The organism is Ferruginibacter sp., from assembly GCF_014377975.1.
Classification (GTDB): domain Bacteria; phylum Bacteroidota; class Bacteroidia; order Chitinophagales; family Chitinophagaceae; genus Ferruginibacter.
The window spans coordinates 1-18,552 of the sequence record NZ_JACMOO010000005.1 but is presented as its reverse complement, the minus strand read 5'-3'; the positions used below and the strand labels follow the sequence as shown (position 1 = coordinate 18,552).

The window sequence follows — 18,552 nt, the reverse complement described above, 5'->3', positions numbered from 1 at the left end:
CTTAATGAAATACTTAGGTTGAAAACTACTGTCAAATCCAATGCTCCTTCAAACTGTCCATTTTTTATACACCTGGCTTTACTTTCTTCTTGATAACTTTTGGTTTCTTACTGGTAGCGGGCATTTCTTCAACAGTTGCTTTTTCAGCAGGAGCATCGTCCAGTAATTTATCTTCCTTTAAATCGCCCTGTGTATCTTTCAGCGGCCTTGGAACCGGTTCCTGACCTTCAGGAGTTATTTGATTGAATACTTTTTCTACATGTACCCATTGACCGTTGTTCCACTTAAATCCCTCATAATCCCCATCAGGTATCAAAGTCCATTTCTTTTTTGGTTCGTTGCTTTCACTTTCCAGATGTTCAAAAATAATCATGCCTAAATTCTCATCATAGGTAAGCCGTGGCCCGGTTGATTTTTTGTACTCCAGGATGTAACGGCTTATTGCAGGCTGCTTCACAGCGTCGTTATCGAAATTAAAATAACGGCCACCAAACTCGGGTTCGCCGTTATTAAAACTTAATACCTCAATAATTTTACGGTTACTGCGAATGTTATTTTCATCAAAGCCCAGTAAGGTATAATAGTTTTTGTGGGCATTTTTTGTTTCAATAATCCTGTAATATACAGCACCAATCCAGCCTTTATTATTACCAACGGTATCCTCAATATTGATGGTCACATCTGATTTATCAATCAATGGAAATAATTTTAAAGAGCCATCCACCGTCTTCATTTGTATGGCACCATGCTGGCGGATAATATTATCATTGATCACCATCTGCCAGGTAAATATGCGAAAGCTGCTATCGGGGGGATATAGTTTTGAAATGGTTTCCAGGCTATCAAACGGGTAGTTAAATGAACCGGTTACTTTTAATGCCCGCACAAACATTTTTGTAAAAAGACTGTCTGCATTAAAACGGTTTTGAGGGTTAATAGCCTGAATTATATCTTTGGCATACGTCTTTAAAGAATCCTCTTTTTGCTGTAAAAAAAACTCTTCATTTTTTTGAAGACCTTGCGAAAAACACCAGTGTATACTTATAATACATACTACAAATAAATACAATTTCTTCATACAATAAAATTAAAGGAATACTTTAATAATCGGGGCTAAAATTGTAATGCCTGGTGAAAATTAACGAAAACTTACAGGCTTTTTGCAAAATCAATCAGGGAAGGATATACTGCGTCAATTCGCCCATCGGACGCCGTTACACCTGCATTTGTCGTAGTTAAAAAAAAAGTTTTTGCTCCTATGCTGCGGCCAAATTCCATATCGCTAAAATTATTACCAACCATAACTGATTTTGAAAAATCAATATCGGTAAAATTATTTTTTGCCTGTAAAGCCATGCCCGTATTGGGTTTTCGGTTTGCACTGTTTACATCAACATCGGTACAAAAATATATTTCATCAATTCTGCCACCGGCGGCAGTAACTTCTTTGGTCATAGTTTGATGAACAATGTGCAGGTTTTCCAGTTTGGTAATGCCACGGCCTACGCCCCGCTGGTTGGTAACAATGATGATGTATTTAAAACGGGCAGCAAATATTTTTAATGCTTCTTTGGCTCCTTCATAAAATGTAAAATCTTCCCAGGTATTTATATATCCATCCTTTTGTTCATGGTTGATCACTCCATCCCGGTCTAAAAAAAGAGTCCAGCTATTGTCTGTTAAAAAAGCGTTCATACGGTTAATGCATTTAAAAATGCTGAAGTAGCATTGTGTGAGGAGGACAAATTATTTTTTGCAATGATTGCTTTGTAATCATCCTGAAAACACTGGTAATCTTCGGGGATGCCAATATCTATAAAATAATCATTGTTGATTACACCATACAGCTTTCCATTTCCTGTGTTTTTTTCAAGATATTCTTTTTCAAAAGAAAAAACTTCCGGGTAATCTCCGGTAAGTATGGTGGCTAACGTTAACGCATATACACCGCCGTTGATGGTGCCGCTTTCACAAAATTGTTTTTCTTTAAATGCTTTTATGGATTGATCATTGTTTAATTCCACAGCACCATACCTGTCAAAGCTTTTCATTTCTTTAAGCGCAATGGTACAGCTGGCATCATGTGTTTCATGAAACCGGGACAGTTCAGCTATGTTTATATGAAACAAGGTATCACCATTTACCACCACCACGTTTTTTTCTGTTACCTGTTTACACGCTGCTTTTATTGCACCGCCGGTACCCAGGGGTTTTGTTTCAATAACATATTTTTTTTGCAGCACAGGATATTGAGTATCTACATAACTGATAATGGCCTCGCTTTTATAACCCAATGAAAAGATGAAATTTTCTATGCCTTCTTTTTGCAACAACGCTATTACAAAATGAATAAACGGCAGCCCGTTTACGGGTGCCATGCATTTAGGTAAATCGGCCACTGCGCTGCGTAAACGGGTGCCCAGGCCGCCCGCTAATATGATGGCTGTTTTAATCATTATTTTTGTTAGTTTTAAAATACATATACAAATTGCAAGGTAAATGATCCTGCTAAATAAATAGTATTCTGTATTCCCAATGCCCTGTCATCGCTTACTCAACAGGTTCTGCAATGATTCTTTTTAAATTGAACAATTCCCTGCCTGCTCTGGCGGGCTTTATTTTCAGTGTATAAAGCCTGGGTTGTGTAACGGATAAGATTGCTACTGTCTGCCTGATCCATGACAAGGGTTTCCATTCATCATACTCACCCGTTTTAAGTACCTGAAAGGGAAATTGCTGACCGGCTATTTCCAATATTCCTTCTTCGCCTTCACTGTTTTTATCGGCTGCATATTCAAGGGTAATTTTATAATCGCCTTTTTCTTTTACCTGAATTTCAAAACTCACTTCATCTGTTGGCGACTGTAAATTTTTTATGCAAACCGCATGCTTCCAGTCGCCAAAATAATGAGAGTAGGTTACTGTGCTGATGGTTGCATTGCCCTTGACTGTTGCATAATCCGGCAGCAGGTAAAATTCCGGGTATTGCCTGCTCCACACTTCAGGTGTATCGTAATTTTCAACCATTGTACCACTATACTCCACTACTACAACCGCATCTCTCGTATCGGGCAACAGTGGCGGTAACTGCAATTGCAAACCTGTTGATTTCATTGCAGCAGCTACCGGTTTTTTATTGGAAAGCCAGTAAACTGAATGAAGGGTTAATCCTTTTACAGGAATAGTAATCTTACCGTTCAGTGGGGATTGAAAAATATGTATAAAAAGTTTACCTGGCTTATTGGTGGTAACACCCCATGGCTGCGGTTTGATGAGTGAACAGGTAGTACCATAAATGCTCTGCCCGTTTTTAATCAACCATTTACCCGTTTCTAAAAAATATTTTTGCGACAGATCCGGAATTTTGCCATTGGCCATGGGGCCGATATTCAATAAAAGGTTGCCTCCCTTTGAAGAAATAGTGGTAAGCAGACGGATGATCTCTTTGGGGGTTTTAAAATTATTGTCAAACGACGAATATCCCCATGAATCATTGTGTGTAAAAATTGCTTCCCACGGACCTTTTACTACACCGGCCGGCACTTCGCCGTCACCGAAATCAGTATAATCTCCCAACCCGTTACCCACGCGGCTGCTCACGAGGCAGTTGGGTTGCCAGTCCTTCACTTTTTTTAAAAATTCCTTTGACTGTTCCTGCGTCATATCTCCGGGTGTATCAAACCATATAAGTCCAAGGTCTCCATAATTGGTGAGCAGTTCTTTTATTTGAGGAATCGCTTTGGTGGCATAATAAACAGGGTAGTCCTTTTTTGTATTATCAAAGTCCCAATCATTGCCACCACCATTGGGCTCGTGCCAATCCTGGAATTGTGAATAGTAAAAGCCTAACCTGATGCCGGCCTTTTTGCATTCTGCCGCCAGCTCTTTCATCGGATCTTTTTTATAAGGAGTAGCATCTACAATATTAAAGGCAGATACCATTGATTTAAACATGGCAAAACCCTCATGGTGTTTGGCTGTAATAACTATGTATTTTATGCCGGAGGCTTTCGCAAAGCTTACCCATTGCGCAGCATTAAAATCTACAGGGTTAAATTCCGCTGCAAATTTTTCGTATTCTTTGGCCGGAATTTTAGCCCTTTCCTGCAGCCATTCGCTGATGCCATAATATTTTTTTCCTTTGTAAGTACCTGCGTGTTGGGCGAACAGGCCCCAGTGAATAAACATTCCAAATCTGGCTTCCCTAAACCATTTTGTTTTTAGATTTTCTGCCGGCGTTGCCACAGCAGATTGTGCTGAAACTGTTGCAGCATATAGTAAAATACAAATAAAAAAGGCAATAATTTGTTTAATCATAAAGCAATTTTTGTGGCTGATTTATTGTGTTTATTTAGTTGATTGATTATTGTACCCTGAACTTTTTACTATTTTTTAAAGGAATTTTACTGCCTGCCAATGATTGCTTTTTAAATGCGATAAAAGGGCAGCTAACAGAAGCAATGTACACTGCATTTTGCGGAGTGTCTTTATTATAACATTCCCAGGGCGCACCAAATTCAGGCCCCTTTCTATAGTCACCTCCACGCAAATCAGCGATGTATTCTTTGGCCAGTTGTTTTGCTGCGTTCATATCTGCTTTGGCAATTGCAAAGCATACCCACCCGGTGGCAGTGCCCCAATAGGCGCCATTCTGATACCTGTTTTTTGGCACTAAACTATTTTCCCAGGCGGTTGAATCATTGTAATCATCAATGGTAAGTACATGCCTTATATTTCCTTTAGCAGATAGCCATCCACCCTTATACGCCCGGCAAAGAAACTGGCAGGTCTTCGTCAACTGATCTCCTTCCAACACTCCCAGATACACAGCCATCGCTGTACTCCATACATCAGCTTGCCTGCTCTTGCCGGTTGAGGCCAGCAACATCCCCCGGCCATCGTAAAAAATCCGGGGAATTGCGTGTTTTAAACTGGCGGCGATTGTTTTGTAAAAATGGGGTTTGTCTTTCCGGTTAATTAATTCAAATAACTCCGCCAATTCTACAGAAGCCCGGTATTTTAACAGGGACGGAAAACAAAGTTCACCGGTCATAGTAATCACATCCCTGAATCCAAAATCAACGCCCCTGAAATCGTCTATGGTGTATACTGCAGTGCTATCCTGGCGGGTTGGTGGTACTTTGTAGGCCATTTCCAGCCGGTCAATTAATGGTAGGCCGTTAATTTGCTGAAGTAAAAATTTGGCTGATGCAGTAACCGTTACATAATAATAAGCCATGTGAATAAAAAAATATTGATCACAATACGGCGGAGTCATTCCCCAGGTTTTTCCTCCCTGTTCATGATAGTCGTAGGTTCCCGGAAAAAAAATAGGTTTGCTGTCATCCATCCTGATATGATCTGCGATTGCACCAACAGGGATCATACTGCCTGCATTTGAAATCCATGTTTGATCACACTGTGTTTTTGCCGTTAATAGCAGCAGTTGTTTTTGTTCTTCAGTTGTTACAAAACCACTCTCTATTGACATTGCATAGTCTCTTATCCAATAGGCCGGGTAACTGCTTCGTCCGCCTGGCCTTATCAGTACTATACCTGTATTGTTGCTGCCAAAATCATCGCTAATCTTTTGCCTGGGATAAATCCTGGAACTTTCCATTACATCCCTGGTAAGGGTTTCAAGGTAGTCCATGTCTAATTTGGATAATAACGTTTTGTTACTATCTTGTTGTCCATTTACGACCGTCGAAAAAAGAAAACAAACAATTGCCAGGGAAATATTTTTCATAAATGCTGAACCGTTTTTTGTCTGGGTGGTGAGATAGTACCAAATGAATTTCATTGATTTGCCTGCCCCACTTTGGTGGAGTTGACAGAAGATATTTATTGAAAATACTTTTAAATGATGACATTTAAAAGTAACTTGTAAAACCTGCTATTACAAAATACTGATACTTTTTATTGCTCTTCGGCAGCACATATCCGAAGTTTAAACAGGGAGGATTTTATGAAAAGCGATCAATAAAAATACTCAGCTTTTTTTGATGCCATGCTAAACATGCCAGCATGAATTGAATGCAACGATCAGTTAGCCGCGGCTGTATGGCCAAAGAGTTCTTCTTCTACCAGTTCGCAAATAATGTGGCCAAGTAAAATATGACTTTCCTGTATCCGGGGTGTATCGGTTGATGGAACGTTGAGCAAATAGTCTGAAATCACTTTCATGGCACCACCGGTAAAACCGGTAAAACCAATGGTGATCATTTCTTTTTCTCTGGCTGTTTCAAATGCATTTATAATATTGGCACTGTTACCGGATGTACTTAAACCAACCAGTACATCACCTTTTTTACCAAGCCCTTTTATCAACCTGGAATAAATTAAATTAAAATTATAATCATTTGCTACTGCCGTTAAATAACTGGTGTTGCAATGCAAGGCTTCTGCAGGTAGTGCATCCCTGTCGATATAAAAACGGCCGCTGAATTCAGCCGCCAAATGTTGTGCATCTGCTGCGCTGCCACCATTGCCACAAAACAATACTTTATTGCCATTGTTAAAGGCGTGCACAATCACGGCAACACTTTCAGTGATGGTGGCAATGATTTTTTCATCTGCAAGTAAATTTTGTTTTACTGCAATAGAAGCATTGATGCGATCTGCAATTTTTTGATTCATATAATTATTAAATTACCTGCAAGGCAGTAAATAAAAAGTTGTTGGCGGCAGCAATAGGTTTTAAATTAATATAGTACGATTCCGTAAAATTTTTAACTGCTAAAAATTCATGGGTTGGTACACAAAATTCATCAAATAAAATGATATCGCCTTTTTTTAAATAAGGCGCAAAAGAAGTTAAGGTAAAAAGGGTAGAAGAGTACAGGTCTGCATCCATGTGAATGACCGTGCGTTTTTCATTATTAAAGCTTTTTAAAAATCCAGGTAAAGTCTGTTGAAATAATCCCTGGTAAAAAAAGGCTCTTGTATCATCTGTTTTTAATGGTGCATTGCCATTGCTCATATCTCCTTTTTTAAAAGGGCCATAGTCTTCCGGCAATCCTGAAAAAGTATCAAAGCCTGAAAAGGTTGATTGCTGATTGGGATGATTTTTTAACCACCAGTAAAATGAGCCACCATTGGCCACACCAAATTCCAGGTAATTCATAGGTTGATCTTTGATAAATTCTTTATTGAGATATTGATATAATCCAAGCCTTTTTTCCCTTGAACGATTGCCGCTAAAAAAATCATTGTAAGCCAGCCCTTTTTGCTGGTTGATCCATTTGGATTGTTTGGACAGGTAGGCAAGGTTTAAAAGAAAACCACTAAACGGTTCAACCAGTACATGCAATTTAAAAAGACTGAAAAGTGCTTTTGTTTTCTGTATTAAAAAAAATTTGATCCACATCAGCTAATTGTCCAGGTGGTTAAACCATATTTGGTGAAAGTATAATTTTTGATTTCGCCGCCAAAAGTATTCAAAGTTTCTATCACGGCATAGCGGGTGTTTCCGGGACAATAAAATATCATAAAGCCACCGCCACCGGCTCCACTGATTTTGCCACCGGTAGCGCCGGATTTTTTAGCCGCCGTATAAATTAATTCAATGGTCTCGTTGCTGATATTGTGGGCTATCCTGCGTTTTTGTTCAAAACCAAAATCCAGTATTTCTCCTATTTCGTTTAATCTGCCTTTTAATAAAGCTTCCTTCATCATTTTAGCCTGCTCCTTTAACTGGTGCATGGCTTTGATGCTTTTTTCATCTTTATTGTTTACATTTTTTACCTGCTCTTTAATAATGTGTGCACTCTCTCTGGAAGTGGCAGTAAAATATAGTACCAAATTATTGCCCAGTTCGTGCAGGTATTCCGGGCGAATGCGCAGCGGATTTACAATCACTTTATCATCGCCATAAAATTCCATGAAATTAACTCCGCCAAAAGTTGCAGCATACTGGTCCTGCTTGCCACCGGCGAGTTGCAGGTCTTCCCGTTCAATCTGGTATGCAAGATGAGCAATATCATAATCGCCCAGTGGTAATTTCAACAACTCAACAAAAGCTCCCAAAATAGCCACCACAAGGGTAGAGGACGTACCAAGACCGGAGCCCGCTGGTGCATCTACAAAAGTAGATAAACGGAAACCCGTTAATGGCAATCCATACATGGCATGAATGCGGTTGTACACACCTTTCAGTAAATCCAATTTTCCATTAATGGGTAGGGCAGGTGCCCAATCGTAACGTTCTTCTTCTTTCCGGTCGAGTGCCTCCACAATAATAGTATTTTCCTGCAGGGGTTCAATACTGGCATGGGCCGAAAGCGAAACCGTGGCATTTAAAATGGCACCACCATATTCATCGCTGTACGGACTAACATCTGTGCCACCGCCTGCCAACCCGATGCGTAAAGGAGCTTTACTTCTATAAATCATAATGGCTGCAAATTAAGGAATATGCCGATGGAATAAATGAGAAGTAAAATTTTGTTAGACCAAAGGGGCCAATCTTCTTATAAGCCAACTAATTCAAGAATACTTATGGCCATTTTACTCCAGCTATATTTTTTCTTTTCTTCAATTAAATATGGTATAAAATACGCCGATCCTTTATAAAAATATTCCGTGATTTTTGCTGCTATGGATTCAGCATTTGGTTCCGCAATCAATCCAACTTTATCATCCGGCACCATTGAAGCCAATCCGCCCACATTGGTAACAATCATTGGTTTTTCAAAATGATAAGCTAAGGGCGTTACGCCGCTTTGGGTGGCGTTTCGGTAAGGTTGTACCACTAAATCTGCGGCACTTAAATAATATTTCACTTCACTGTCTGCAATAAATTCAGTTCTTAAAATAAGCATGTCTTTTATGCCCAGCTGCTCAATCTGCTCATCGTAGGTTTTTCGGTCTTCGTAAAATTCACCTGCTATTAAAAGTCTGGGAGTGCGGTAATTATCGCCTTTCTGCAAAAGCTTCATTGCATCCAGTAAAATATCCAGCCCCTTGTACCTTCTTATAAACCCAAAAAATAAAATTATTAATTCTTCATTATTAATTTTTAATTTACTTCTTGCTTCTTCTTTACTAATCTTCTCTCCAAAATTATCATATAATGGATGTGCAACAAATTTAGCCGGTTTGCCTTTCGCAAATTGTCCAAGATCGGTAAGTACTTTTTCACTCATGGTGATAAACCCATCCACAGGTGATACGAAATATTTGGTGAAAACGATGTCACCCATGCGCTTTTCATGCGGTATAATATTGTCGGCTATGCACACTACTTTGGTATGTTTGTTTTTCTTTGCAATGCGTAAAATGCTTCCAAGGCAAGGCCCCATAAACGGCAGCCAGTAACGTACTACAATTAAATCTGGCCGTTGCTTTTTTAATTCCAGGCCAACGCTGATCCAGTTAAGGGGATTAACAGTATTTATGCAAACATGGATATCTAAATCTGCAGGTGCCGGTTCGGTAGAAAACTGTGTAGTACCCGGAAATAAAAATCCGGGATATTGTAATGAAAAAGTGTAAATACTAACCTGATGTCCCTGCTGCAAAAATTCTTTTGCCAGCCGTTCGTTATAAGATGCAAGCCCTCCACGAAGTGGATGTGCAGGCCCGATGATGATGATTTTTTTTTGATAGAACACTGATGAAACTGATTTAATAGAGACGCTGATGCCACAGATTGACACTGATACAACGGATAAAAAAACCAAAGAAAAAAAATGCTTTATCCGTTTTAGTCTGCTTAATCAGCGTTTCTATATTCTTATTTATAGTCATTAGAAAAAATTATTCTTTTCAAAGTTGGCTTTTCGCCAAAATGAAGGATAAGTCCTATTTCATAATTTGCAGCTTTTAAATAATTAGATAATTGTAATTCATGCTCTTTGATTATTTCACCCTTTCCCGCCTTTACTTCCACAATTATTTTGTTGGCTGCTAAAATATCTGCAAAATAATTTCCCACTTCTTTTCCTTCATAATAAACTTTAATTCCTGCTTGCTGCAATCCAGCTAATCCAGCTGTTACCAATTCAATCATCAAAGCATTTTCGTAAACCTTTTCTAAAAAGCCATAACCCAGTTCATTATAAACTTTATAAAAGCAGCCTAAAATTTTCTCGGTTATATCTGCGTGAAGAATTATAATTTTATTTTTTAGGTAGACGCTGGTCGTATTGACTGCTGCTGAAAAAACGGAAATAAGATAAAATTAAAATCCGCTACATCCGGCTTTATCCGCTCCATCAGCGTATCTATCATGAAAACACTGATGAGACTTACTGTTGCAGATACGGCGAATAAAAAATTTAAAATCCGTTACATTCGTCTTTATCCGCTCCATCACCGCATCATCATATACCCAGCTTTTCTTCTATCAAATAGTAATTTCTATCATTCGAATTTCTTGCTATCAGCTCGCCTAAAAAACCCGCTAAAAATAATTGTGTACCAATTACGATGGAGATGATGCCCACATAAAAAAGTGGACGGTCTGTCATATTAAATTTGTCGAAAAATATTTTAGCTAAAAATAAATATATCCAGATACAGGTTCCCGCAAAAAATACAATGCTTCCCCAAAGACCAAAAATATGCATCGGTTTTTTACCAAATTTACCCATGAACATAATGCTTGCCAGATCTAAAAATCCATTTATAAAACGGCTCCAGCCAAATTTTGTAACCCCATATTTTCTGGGTCTGTGTTCCACTACCTTTTCGCCAATTTTTTTAAAGCCGGCCCACTTTGCCAGTACAGGAATATAGCGGTGCATTTCGCCATACACTTCTACACTTTTCACTACTTTATTTTTATACGCTTTTAGCCCGCAATTAAAATCGTGCAGTGCAATTCCGCTCGATCTGCTGGCTGCCGAATTAAATAATTTAGAAGGTAAATTTTTTGTGAGCTTGTTGTCAAAGCGTTTCTTTTTCCAGCCGCTCACCATATCAAAACCTTCCTCCACAATCATGCGCCGCAGGCCGGGTATTTCATCGGGACTATCCTGCATATCTGCGTCCATCGTTATCACTACCTCGCCCAGAGCTGCTTTAAATCCCTCATTCAGCGCAGCACTTTTACCATAATTTCTTTGAAACCGGATGCCGCGAATCTTGTCATTATTTTTATGCAGCGATTCAATTACCTGCCATGAATTATCGTTGCTGCCATCATCCACCATAATTATTTCATAGCTGAAATTATTAGCTATCATAACTCTTTCAATCCAGGCTGCTAACTCGGGTAAAGATTCGTCTTCGTTTAAAAGCGGCACTATCACTGACAGATCCATCATATTTTTTTGTTTACGCAATTTCCTGATGTAAAAAATACCCTGCGATTTTATTTTGGGTCCGGGCTAAGAAGCAATGTGGTAAACCGTTGCGTCGCCCTCTTGTACTTTTTAAGCTTTTTGGTACGCTCTCCAATTGGTTACAGTAAAATAATTTTGAGTGTTTAATAACCAATATCAGCCATCGCCCGAATTTTTCTTACTTAAAAATCCCGCGGCAATAACAGTGATTAACGCACCCAAAATAAGATACCTGAAAATAGAAATAGAAATCATCATTGTAAGAAATACTTTCTTTTGCAGCGCTTCCTGGTCCTTAATTTCCTTTGGTAAATGATTTCCTTGTAATATAAGCAGCCGGCTGTTTTCTGCAATTTGTTTATCCCTGAATTCAGTATTAAAACTAAAATAAACAAAGGCAAACGCAGCCATTAATAAACTCACTACCACAAAGGTTTTAAAGCCAATAGAAAAAAAGTTTGCAAAGCTTTTTTTGTCTGTTGCGGTTCTGTAATAAACTACCATACTAAACACAATGCCAAAACAAAATATACTGTATATGATGTATTGAAAATAACTCTCTACCGGGTTCTTTAAAACGTACAATGAAAACAGCGATGCAGCAATCATCAGCGCACCGGTAAGCAAGCCTTTTTGTGCAGGGGTTGTTTGCTTCATCTTAATTAAAATGCGTTTTATTTCCGTTAATAATTCCTATTACTTTTCCTTTTAAGGGCATGCCGGTAAAAGGGGTATTTTTCGATTTTGAGGCAATCATTTTTTCATCAAAAATATATTCAGTTGCCGGGTTAAACAGGGTAAGTACAGCGGTTGCTCCTACTTTTAATTCTGGTACGGCGATATTAAAAATTTTTCTGGGAGCCTCACTTAAAAGAGTAATAATTTTTTCAACAGTCCAACCCTGTTCATTTAAAGGTAAACAATTACCGATGGCACCAAACACAGTTTCCAGTCCCGTCATTCCATTTTTAGCGTATTCAAATTCGCATACTTTGCTATCATAATTTCGGGGGATATGGTGGCTTGCTATCGCATCGGCTTCGCCCCGCAAAATAGCCAATCTTACTGCCATCATATCTTCCCTTGTTCTTAAAGGCGGATTTACTTTCAGGTTGGTATTATAATCAGCAAGGTCTTCATCACAAAACACCGCATGATACGGCGTTACCGAAAAGCTTACCTGCAGGCCGGATGACTTTGCTTCCCTGATCAGCTCCATTCCTTTTTTTGTTGAGATGCCTGTAAAATGAATTTTTGAATGGGTGTATTTTACCAGTTCAATATCTCTTGCAATCATCAGCTCTTCAGCAATGGCAGGTTTGCCGGGTAAGCCCAGTTGTGTGCTGATAATACCTTCATTCATTAAACCCTGCGGCTGAATACTTTTATCATCTGCCACCTGAACAATAGTTCCATCAAAAGCCAATACATACTGCAGTGCTTTCAGCAACAGTCCAGGTGATTGAATGCTGTTTGTTCCATCTGTGAAGGCCACTGCTCCTGACCGGCGCATATCATACATTTCAGCAAGTTCGGCCCCGGCAGCATTTTTTGTAACCGCTCCCAATGGATGAATGTTGACAACCAAGGTATTTGATTTTTGAATAATATACTCCACCTGTGATTTAGTATGCACTACCGGGTTGGTATTAGGTATCACTAACACATCTGTGAAACCCCCGGCGGCAGCCGCGTTGGCACCCGTTTCCAGCGTTTCCCTATATTCGTATCCGGGGTCGCAAAAATGACTGTACACATCCATCCAGCCAATGCTGGTGTGCAGATTGGGCTGTTCAATTACAAGGTCTGCCGGCTCCGTAATGGAATCGGCAATGAGTTGAATAATGCCATCTTCGATAAAAATATCTTTTAGGAGACCGTTAAACGGTGAAGCAGAATGGACGATAGTAGTTTGCCTGATTAAAACCTTCATGTAAGTAAAAAAGTTGCGCTAAGGTACAATATGTTGTGTTTTTAAACTTGAAAATTTCTACTACATTTGCAATCCGTTTATATCAGTACAGGTATAAGCTTTTTTGCGGGACGTAGCGCAGGCCGGTAGCGCACCAGGCTGGGGGTCTGGGGGTCGCAAGTTCGAATCTTGTCGTCCCGACTTGACAGGACACACTGGAATTATTCTGGTTTGTCCTGTTTTTATTTTTGCTAAAACTCACGTCCATACTGTATATTAGCCTTGCTAATTCATTGATACGAATAGTTCGAACTGAAAATCCATCGCAAGTCATTTTTTCGGGGTACATCGAACTAATTATTTTTCTTTTCTTTTCCGTATCTCCGTTTTCATATATAAAATCAAGTTTTAAAAGGTTATTAACGCCTTTTTTCAACAGGTCATTAAAATCTACCTTATCGTGATTGTTAGCACTTAATTTGGCTTCCAATTTCTCAAGCCTAGTAGTGTATTCAGTTTTCATGTCTCTAAAATCAGCAGGCTCTAATTGCCTGGAGAAAAGCAACTCTCTGATGTAAGAAAGTTTTTCTTCTAATTCTTTAATCTGTAACTGCAATTGTTTGCTGTCATCTTGCAAATGATTGGTTTGGTCATACCAAGCTTCCGATAGCGTTATTGATTTGCTTTTGAGAATTAACAGCAATTATTGTGTTTGCAAACCCAATATGGCTAAATACCAGTTCGGCGTTTGCAGCAACTGTGATGCTATAAGATCCATTGTTGTCCGTTTGGGTAGTATTAGCCCTACTTTTTTCTTTAACAGTTACTCCCGTCAGCGGAGTTCCCCCTGCGGTTACTTTACCGGATACTTTATTCTGTGCAAAAAGTAGGTTGCCAGTAAAAGTTAAAAATACTAATAGAAGTGGGAGGTGGAAATAATTCCTTCGTTTTAGGAAAATTTCATTTGCAGCAGCAATTGTTTTTTGACATTTCATCGTTAGCTTGTTTAATGGTAAAATATAAAATCACTTGTCCGAATAGGTTGGTTTGTAATCGAGCATTCAACAAAATAGCAGGGTTACGATTCAAAATTAGATTTACTTTATGCCTGACAGAGGGGGTAAATAGCTTAAAAAAGGGGGTAAAATGCTTTTTTTATTTTTTTGAAATAAAAATGACTGATGGAAAATTTTATTTTCCAAATTATGATTGCGTGGAAAAGACTTTATAGTTTTCATTTTTAAATGTTTAAAAATGGCTAAAAACAAGAGTGCATTTTTTAACATAATGGAAATCCAACAATAATAATTCCCTTCCACTCTGGCTATTTAAACGTAAAAATGAATGGCGGAAAGAAGCAGTATTGTGGAAATGCCATATTATTTAGACACAGACAGCCATTTTTATTTGACCTATAGAGGCCCTTAATAATCAATTGGTTTAGGGGGGCAAATTTTTTTGGCAGAAGGGGGGCAGTTTGCGTGGTATTTCAGGACGAGAAACTATTATAAAAATATTTTTATTGCAAAGTTTGATGAGTTAGAAAGATGTTATAATAATCTTATAAATTTATCTTTGATTAATGTAGCAATAGCACTCCGGTTTATGCTTTTTGATTCTCAAACATTACTTGATTTATTGAATAAAGAAAAGCAGTTGCCAATTAATTTTTGTGTAAACAAGGCGATGAATTTTGATGAAACAGAAATAGTTATTTCATTGATGTTGTGGAGAGAGGTTAGTTTTACTCCACTGGATAGTGATAAGTGTTTACAGAAAGCTGCATTTTTAAAATGGACCTGTGTCTATTACGTTGGACAATCAATTACGGTATTAGATATACTAAAGTTTTATGCCTATGTAAGAGGGGCATACATCTTGATAGGGGCGAAATTGAATATCAACCTCTCCGTGAAGCTTTTGAGATGATAAAGATTGACCACTTATCGAAGCTTGACCATACCATGCGTGGGATAAAAGCATTAACGTATTTGAAGAAGCGGATAAAAATATTATAATTCCTGATCTTATGCCTGAAATAACTCTAAAAGATTAATTAAGATATCAGAAACATAACATGTTGACCAGGTTATTCACTATACTTTTCAATTCATCTATATTAAAGGGCTTGGCAATAAAATTATTCGCTCCGGCCTCTTTAGCGAGCACGCTGACATCATTATTGGCCGATACATAAATTACCGGAATGCCTTTCAGGGATTCGTTGGCTTTTAATAGTTGAGTGGCAATAACGCCACCCGTATCTGGTATCCAGTTATCCATTAAAATAATAGCCGGATTTACAGCGGATACCTTATCTATAATGTTAATACAATCAATAAAAACATCCACATGCCAGCCATCTTCTTCAAATATATACTTATATATAAAAAGAAGGTCTTCATCATCGTCGAATATTGCCATACGTTTCAAGGAAACATTTGTCATTTTGCCAGAATAATTACGTTATAAACAGGAAATAACATTTACAAAAGGAAAGATATAAAAACTGTGCCAGCATTGTTCCATATTTATTGAGATCAAGAAGAAGTGTCCTAAACATAACTCAGATAAATATGTCAGCGATAAGGGCTCTTGCAGAGATGGATGCCATTTTTTGTACAGGGTTCAGACATGATCTCTGTGACTCGAAATGAAAATGTACTCAAATACCAAAAGTATATTTGATGGGGTTTCTTAGAATATTTCAAGTAGATAAGGCCTTGTATAAAACAGCCGATAAACAATACATTACAGGTACCGGCGTATCATCTCTCCGGGCTTGAATTGATGTTCGTTTTTTTTGATTATATAACGATCTATGCGGTATTTGTTATCATTATGCCGCACTTTTTTTCAAACATTAAAAATAAGGTGGGGCCTATAAATGCTTTATAAAGTAAATTGGCGGTGATTGAAGTAGTTGAAAACGTTGATATCAAACTTAATACTGTCTGTTTTATCCCAAGTGCAAAATTTATGGCAGACAAAGATGATACACTAAATCTGCTTGAAATGAAAGACCACCCGGGGTCATCAATACGTTTAAGTGTACGCTAAAGATTGGGTTAAAGCCAAAACTGTTGGCTTGCATTATTTTTAAACCTAAAATTTTCTGATAATACAGCTTTGCAATTAATAAAAAAGTCAATTTAATAATGGTAAATTTGAACATTATTCATCACCAATAATTTTTTGCGCTTTTACTGCGCTTGCAACTTACCAGTCATTTCCATTAATTCGGTAACCAGTGGGGGTTGTCGTGAATTAGTGCTTCTTTCATACATCGAATTCATCTGATAATTATACACTTTATTATGGGCGAAAAGATTAGCAAAGTAACGGACTACAATAAACTTTATAGTGAACTGCAAAAAGAAAACGCCTAATATAAATCGATCATCGAAAACAACTCATTTTACATCATAAAAACAGACCTGGAAGGAAAGTATACTTATATGAATCCTTTCTTTTGTAAAATGCTAGATTTAGAAATAAAAGACTGGATTGGTAAAGACTCTTTAGGTTTGGTTATTACTGAAGACCACCAGATCTGCTTGGATACCGTGATGGCATGTTTTTCTGCACCATCAATATCCCATCGGGTTACGCTAAGAAAACCTGTTGCTACCGGTATCATTTCTACACAATGGGAGTTCAAGATGCTTTTAAATGAAGTGGGGGTTCCTTCTGAGATTTTATGCATTGGTCATGATATAACATCTTTAATTCTCAGACAGCAAGAACTGTTAATTGTTAACAAGGAACTTGAATTTCAGAATATAGAAAAAGAGAACCGGGCGGCAGAGTTAGCGTTAGCTAACATAGAACTGGCGTTTCAGAATCGGGAAAAGGAAAACCGGGCTGCCGAATTGTTGCTGGCGAATATAGAGCTTGCGTATCAAAATAAGGAAAAAAAGAACCGTGCAGGTGAACTGATTATTGCGAATAATGAACTTGACTTTCAAAATATGGAAAGGGAAAATCGTGCAGCGGAACTGATCATTACCAATAACGAATTGGTGTTCCAGAACGAACGTTCAGCAGAGTTGGTAGTATTAACTGAGGCATTAACCTTTCAGCAAAAAGAATTATACAAAGCAAATTTAGAACTTCATAATAAAACACAATTATTGACTGATCAGGAAGAACAAGTCAGGCTCGTTAACCAAGACCTTATTGTGCTCAATCAGGAACTGGAAAAGAGGGTAACGGAGCGTACACAAGCGTTAGCAGAGAGTGAAATCCGGTTCCGAAATATGATGGAAACCATTCCTCAAATTGCCTGGACAGTTACCGCCAATGGGGAAATTACTTATTACAACCAGCGATGGTACGATTATACAGGACTTAATTATGAGCAAACCAAAAACTTGGGTTGGCGTAAGACTATCCATTCTAAAGATCTTAATTTAACATTTGATCAATTTAGAAAAGTACGTAAAAGCAGGGAAAATGCTGAGTTTCAAATCCGCATTAAGAATTCTGTAGGTGTTTACCGATGGCACTTAAGCCGTCTGATGGTTATTCATAGCATAGATAGAGAAGGCGATGGAGAATTGATGTGGGTCGGTACGGCAACAGATATACATGAAATCAGGCTGTTGCAACAACAAAAAGATGACTTTATTAGTATTGCCAGTCACGAACTTAAAACACCGCTTACCAGTTTGCAGGCTGCTTTACAGCTTTTAAATAGAATGAAGGATAATCCTTCAAATAAAATATTGCCTGTTATGATAGAACAGGCAAACAAAAGCCTGAATAAGGTTACCGTGCTGGTTCAGGACTTATTGAATGCCACCGGCGTGAATGAAGGACAGTTGAAATTAAGATTTGTATCTATTAAACTGTCTGAAGCCATCAGTGAATGCTGTGATTATATTCGCTTGGAAAATATTTATAAAATAGTTATAGAGGGTGATGTAGATCTCCGGGCAAATGCAGATCCGGAGCGGTTTAGCCAGGTGATAATCAATCTGGTTAATAATGCTGTTAAGTATGCGCCTGATTCAAAAGTAATTAATATCGTTATAGAAAAATTGGATGGGTTTGCAAAAATTTCTGTAAATGATAAAGGTTCCGGCATAACAACTGACAAACTTTCACATTTATTCGAACGGTATTACCGGGTTGAAAACCATGGTATACAAGGCGCTGGTTTAGGGCTCGGACTTTATATCTGTGCAGAAATTATTAAAAAACATGGTGGCCTGATTGGGGTAAATAGTGAGTTAGGAAAAGGTAGTTCGTTTTGGTTCACCTTGCCTATCTGACAAAGTTATATCCCACCTAAATCATAGTAAATAGTAATCCCTCAAAAAGTCAGTTTTAAATTTGGGGCAAAAAAAT

17 protein-coding genes and 1 tRNA gene are annotated in these 18,552 nt (G+C 38.1%); 3 read left to right on the top strand and 15 right to left on the bottom strand.

All coding sequences use genetic code 11. From position 1 onward, the window contains the following. Nucleotides 1–64: 64 nt before the first annotated feature. From H7254_RS00240 to H7254_RS00180, 13 genes are all read right to left on the bottom strand, one after another. Nucleotides 65–1,078, bottom strand: coding sequence for a hypothetical protein (locus H7254_RS00240; RefSeq protein ID WP_301931058.1), 1,014 nt, complete (start codon nt 1,076–1,078; stop codon nt 65–67). Nucleotides 1,079–1,149: 71 nt separating this feature from the next. Then, nucleotides 1,150–1,695, bottom strand: coding sequence for an HAD family hydrolase (locus H7254_RS00235; RefSeq protein ID WP_301931057.1), 546 nt, complete (start codon nt 1,693–1,695; stop codon nt 1,150–1,152). Further along, nucleotides 1,692–2,456 carry a nucleotidyltransferase family protein gene (locus H7254_RS00230; RefSeq protein ID WP_301931056.1) on the bottom strand — a complete coding sequence of 255 codons (765 nt, stop codon included), beginning with the start codon at nt 2,454–2,456 and terminating at the stop codon, nt 1,692–1,694. The genes H7254_RS00235 and H7254_RS00230 overlap by 4 nt, the downstream gene beginning before the upstream one ends. A gap of 94 nt (nt 2,457–2,550) precedes the next feature. Continuing rightward, a complete protein-coding gene (locus H7254_RS00225; protein WP_301931055.1) occupies nt 2,551–4,317 on the bottom strand; it encodes an alpha-L-fucosidase in 1,767 nt (588 codons plus the stop codon). 46 nt (nt 4,318–4,363) lie between these two features. Further along, nucleotides 4,364–5,749: a hypothetical protein gene (locus H7254_RS00220; protein WP_301931054.1), complete on the bottom strand. Its 1,386-nt coding sequence runs from the start codon at nt 5,747–5,749 to the stop codon at nt 4,364–4,366. A 296-nt stretch (nt 5,750–6,045) separates the two neighbouring features. Next, nucleotides 6,046–6,639, bottom strand: coding sequence for an SIS domain-containing protein (locus tag H7254_RS00215; protein WP_301931053.1), 594 nt, complete (start codon nt 6,637–6,639; stop codon nt 6,046–6,048). A gap of 7 nt (nt 6,640–6,646) precedes the next feature. Continuing rightward, nucleotides 6,647–7,369 (bottom strand): class I SAM-dependent methyltransferase, encoded by a 723-nt coding sequence (locus tag H7254_RS00210; RefSeq protein ID WP_301931052.1) that lies wholly within the window; start codon nt 7,367–7,369, stop codon nt 6,647–6,649. Beyond that, nucleotides 7,369–8,394 (bottom strand): dehydrogenase, encoded by a 1,026-nt coding sequence (locus H7254_RS00205; RefSeq protein ID WP_301931051.1) that lies wholly within the window; start codon nt 8,392–8,394, stop codon nt 7,369–7,371. The genes H7254_RS00210 and H7254_RS00205 overlap by 1 nt, the downstream gene beginning before the upstream one ends. Nucleotides 8,395–8,471: 77 nt before the next feature. Further along, nucleotides 8,472–9,614, bottom strand: coding sequence for a glycosyltransferase (locus tag H7254_RS00200; protein WP_301931050.1), 1,143 nt, complete (start codon nt 9,612–9,614; stop codon nt 8,472–8,474). Between the two features lie 122 nt (nt 9,615–9,736). Next, a complete protein-coding gene (locus tag H7254_RS00195; protein WP_301931076.1) occupies nt 9,737–10,099 on the bottom strand; it encodes a GxxExxY protein in 363 nt (120 codons plus the stop codon). A gap of 226 nt (nt 10,100–10,325) precedes the next feature. Then, nucleotides 10,326–11,270: a glycosyltransferase family 2 protein gene (locus H7254_RS00190; RefSeq protein ID WP_301922953.1), complete on the bottom strand. Its 945-nt coding sequence runs from the start codon at nt 11,268–11,270 to the stop codon at nt 10,326–10,328. 174 nt (nt 11,271–11,444) lie between these two features. Then, complete coding sequence (locus H7254_RS00185; protein WP_301931049.1) at nt 11,445–11,945, bottom strand: DUF4199 domain-containing protein; 501 nt, start codon at nt 11,943–11,945, stop codon at nt 11,445–11,447. Nucleotide 11,946: 1 nt separating this feature from the next. Continuing rightward, the gene (locus tag H7254_RS00180) at nt 11,947–13,221 is read right to left on the bottom strand and encodes a dihydroorotase family protein (protein WP_301931048.1); all 1,275 of its coding nucleotides are present in this window, start codon (nt 13,219–13,221) and stop codon (nt 11,947–11,949) included. A 106-nt stretch (nt 13,222–13,327) separates the two neighbouring features. Here H7254_RS00180 and H7254_RS00175 point away from each other — a divergent pair. After that, a tRNA-Pro gene (locus H7254_RS00175) sits at nt 13,328–13,401 on the top strand. Between the two features lie 449 nt (nt 13,402–13,850). Here the strand turns inward: H7254_RS00175 and H7254_RS00170 are convergent. Continuing rightward, complete coding sequence (locus H7254_RS00170; protein ID WP_301931047.1) at nt 13,851–14,195, bottom strand: carboxypeptidase-like regulatory domain-containing protein; 345 nt, start codon at nt 14,193–14,195, stop codon at nt 13,851–13,853. A gap of 463 nt (nt 14,196–14,658) precedes the next feature. On the opposite strand from H7254_RS00170, the gene H7254_RS00165 reads away from it, so the two are divergent. Then, on the top strand, nt 14,659–15,129 hold the full coding sequence (locus tag H7254_RS00165) for a hypothetical protein (RefSeq protein ID WP_301931046.1): 471 nt from the start codon (nt 14,659–14,661) through the stop codon (nt 15,127–15,129). Between the two features lie 135 nt (nt 15,130–15,264). Here H7254_RS00165 and H7254_RS00160 read toward each other — a convergent pair whose 3' ends face one another. Next, a complete protein-coding gene (locus H7254_RS00160) occupies nt 15,265–15,624 on the bottom strand; it encodes a two-component system response regulator (RefSeq protein WP_301931045.1) in 360 nt (119 codons plus the stop codon). A 974-nt stretch (nt 15,625–16,598) separates the two neighbouring features. Here H7254_RS00160 and H7254_RS00155 point away from each other — a divergent pair. After that, the gene (locus H7254_RS00155; protein ID WP_367875405.1) at nt 16,599–18,476 is read left to right on the top strand and encodes an ATP-binding protein; all 1,878 of its coding nucleotides are present in this window, start codon (nt 16,599–16,601) and stop codon (nt 18,474–18,476) included. Nucleotides 18,477–18,552: the final 76 nt, after the last annotated feature.

Bases quoted from the DNA above. Each gene is read 5' to 3' on its own strand.
- H7254_RS00240 (WP_301931058.1), bottom strand. From the start codon at position 1,078: ATGAAGAAATTGTATTTATTTGTAGTATGTATTATAAGTATACACTGG.
- H7254_RS00235 (WP_301931057.1), bottom strand. From the start codon at position 1,695: ATGAACGCTTTTTTAACAGACAATAGCTGGACTCTTTTTTTAGACCGG.
- H7254_RS00230 (WP_301931056.1), bottom strand. From the start codon at position 2,456: ATGATTAAAACAGCCATCATATTAGCGGGCGGCCTGGGCACCCGTTTA.
- H7254_RS00225 (WP_301931055.1), bottom strand. From the start codon at position 4,317: ATGATTAAACAAATTATTGCCTTTTTTATTTGTATTTTACTATATGCT.
- H7254_RS00220 (WP_301931054.1), bottom strand. From the start codon at position 5,749: ATGAAAAATATTTCCCTGGCAATTGTTTGTTTTCTTTTTTCGACGGTC.
- H7254_RS00215 (WP_301931053.1), bottom strand. From the start codon at position 6,639: ATGAATCAAAAAATTGCAGATCGCATCAATGCTTCTATTGCAGTAAAA.
- H7254_RS00210 (WP_301931052.1), bottom strand. From the start codon at position 7,369: ATGTGGATCAAATTTTTTTTAATACAGAAAACAAAAGCACTTTTCAGT.
- H7254_RS00205 (WP_301931051.1), bottom strand. From the start codon at position 8,394: ATGATTTATAGAAGTAAAGCTCCTTTACGCATCGGGTTGGCAGGCGGT.
- H7254_RS00190 (WP_301922953.1), bottom strand. From the start codon at position 11,270: ATGATGGATCTGTCAGTGATAGTGCCGCTTTTAAACGAAGACGAATCT.
- H7254_RS00185 (WP_301931049.1), bottom strand. From the start codon at position 11,945: ATGAAGCAAACAACCCCTGCACAAAAAGGCTTGCTTACCGGTGCGCTG.
- H7254_RS00180 (WP_301931048.1), bottom strand. From the start codon at position 13,221: ATGAAGGTTTTAATCAGGCAAACTACTATCGTCCATTCTGCTTCACCG.
- H7254_RS00170 (WP_301931047.1), bottom strand. From the start codon at position 14,195: ATGAAATGTCAAAAAACAATTGCTGCTGCAAATGAAATTTTCCTAAAA.
- H7254_RS00160 (WP_301931045.1), bottom strand. From the start codon at position 15,624: ATGGCAATATTCGACGATGATGAAGACCTTCTTTTTATATATAAGTAT.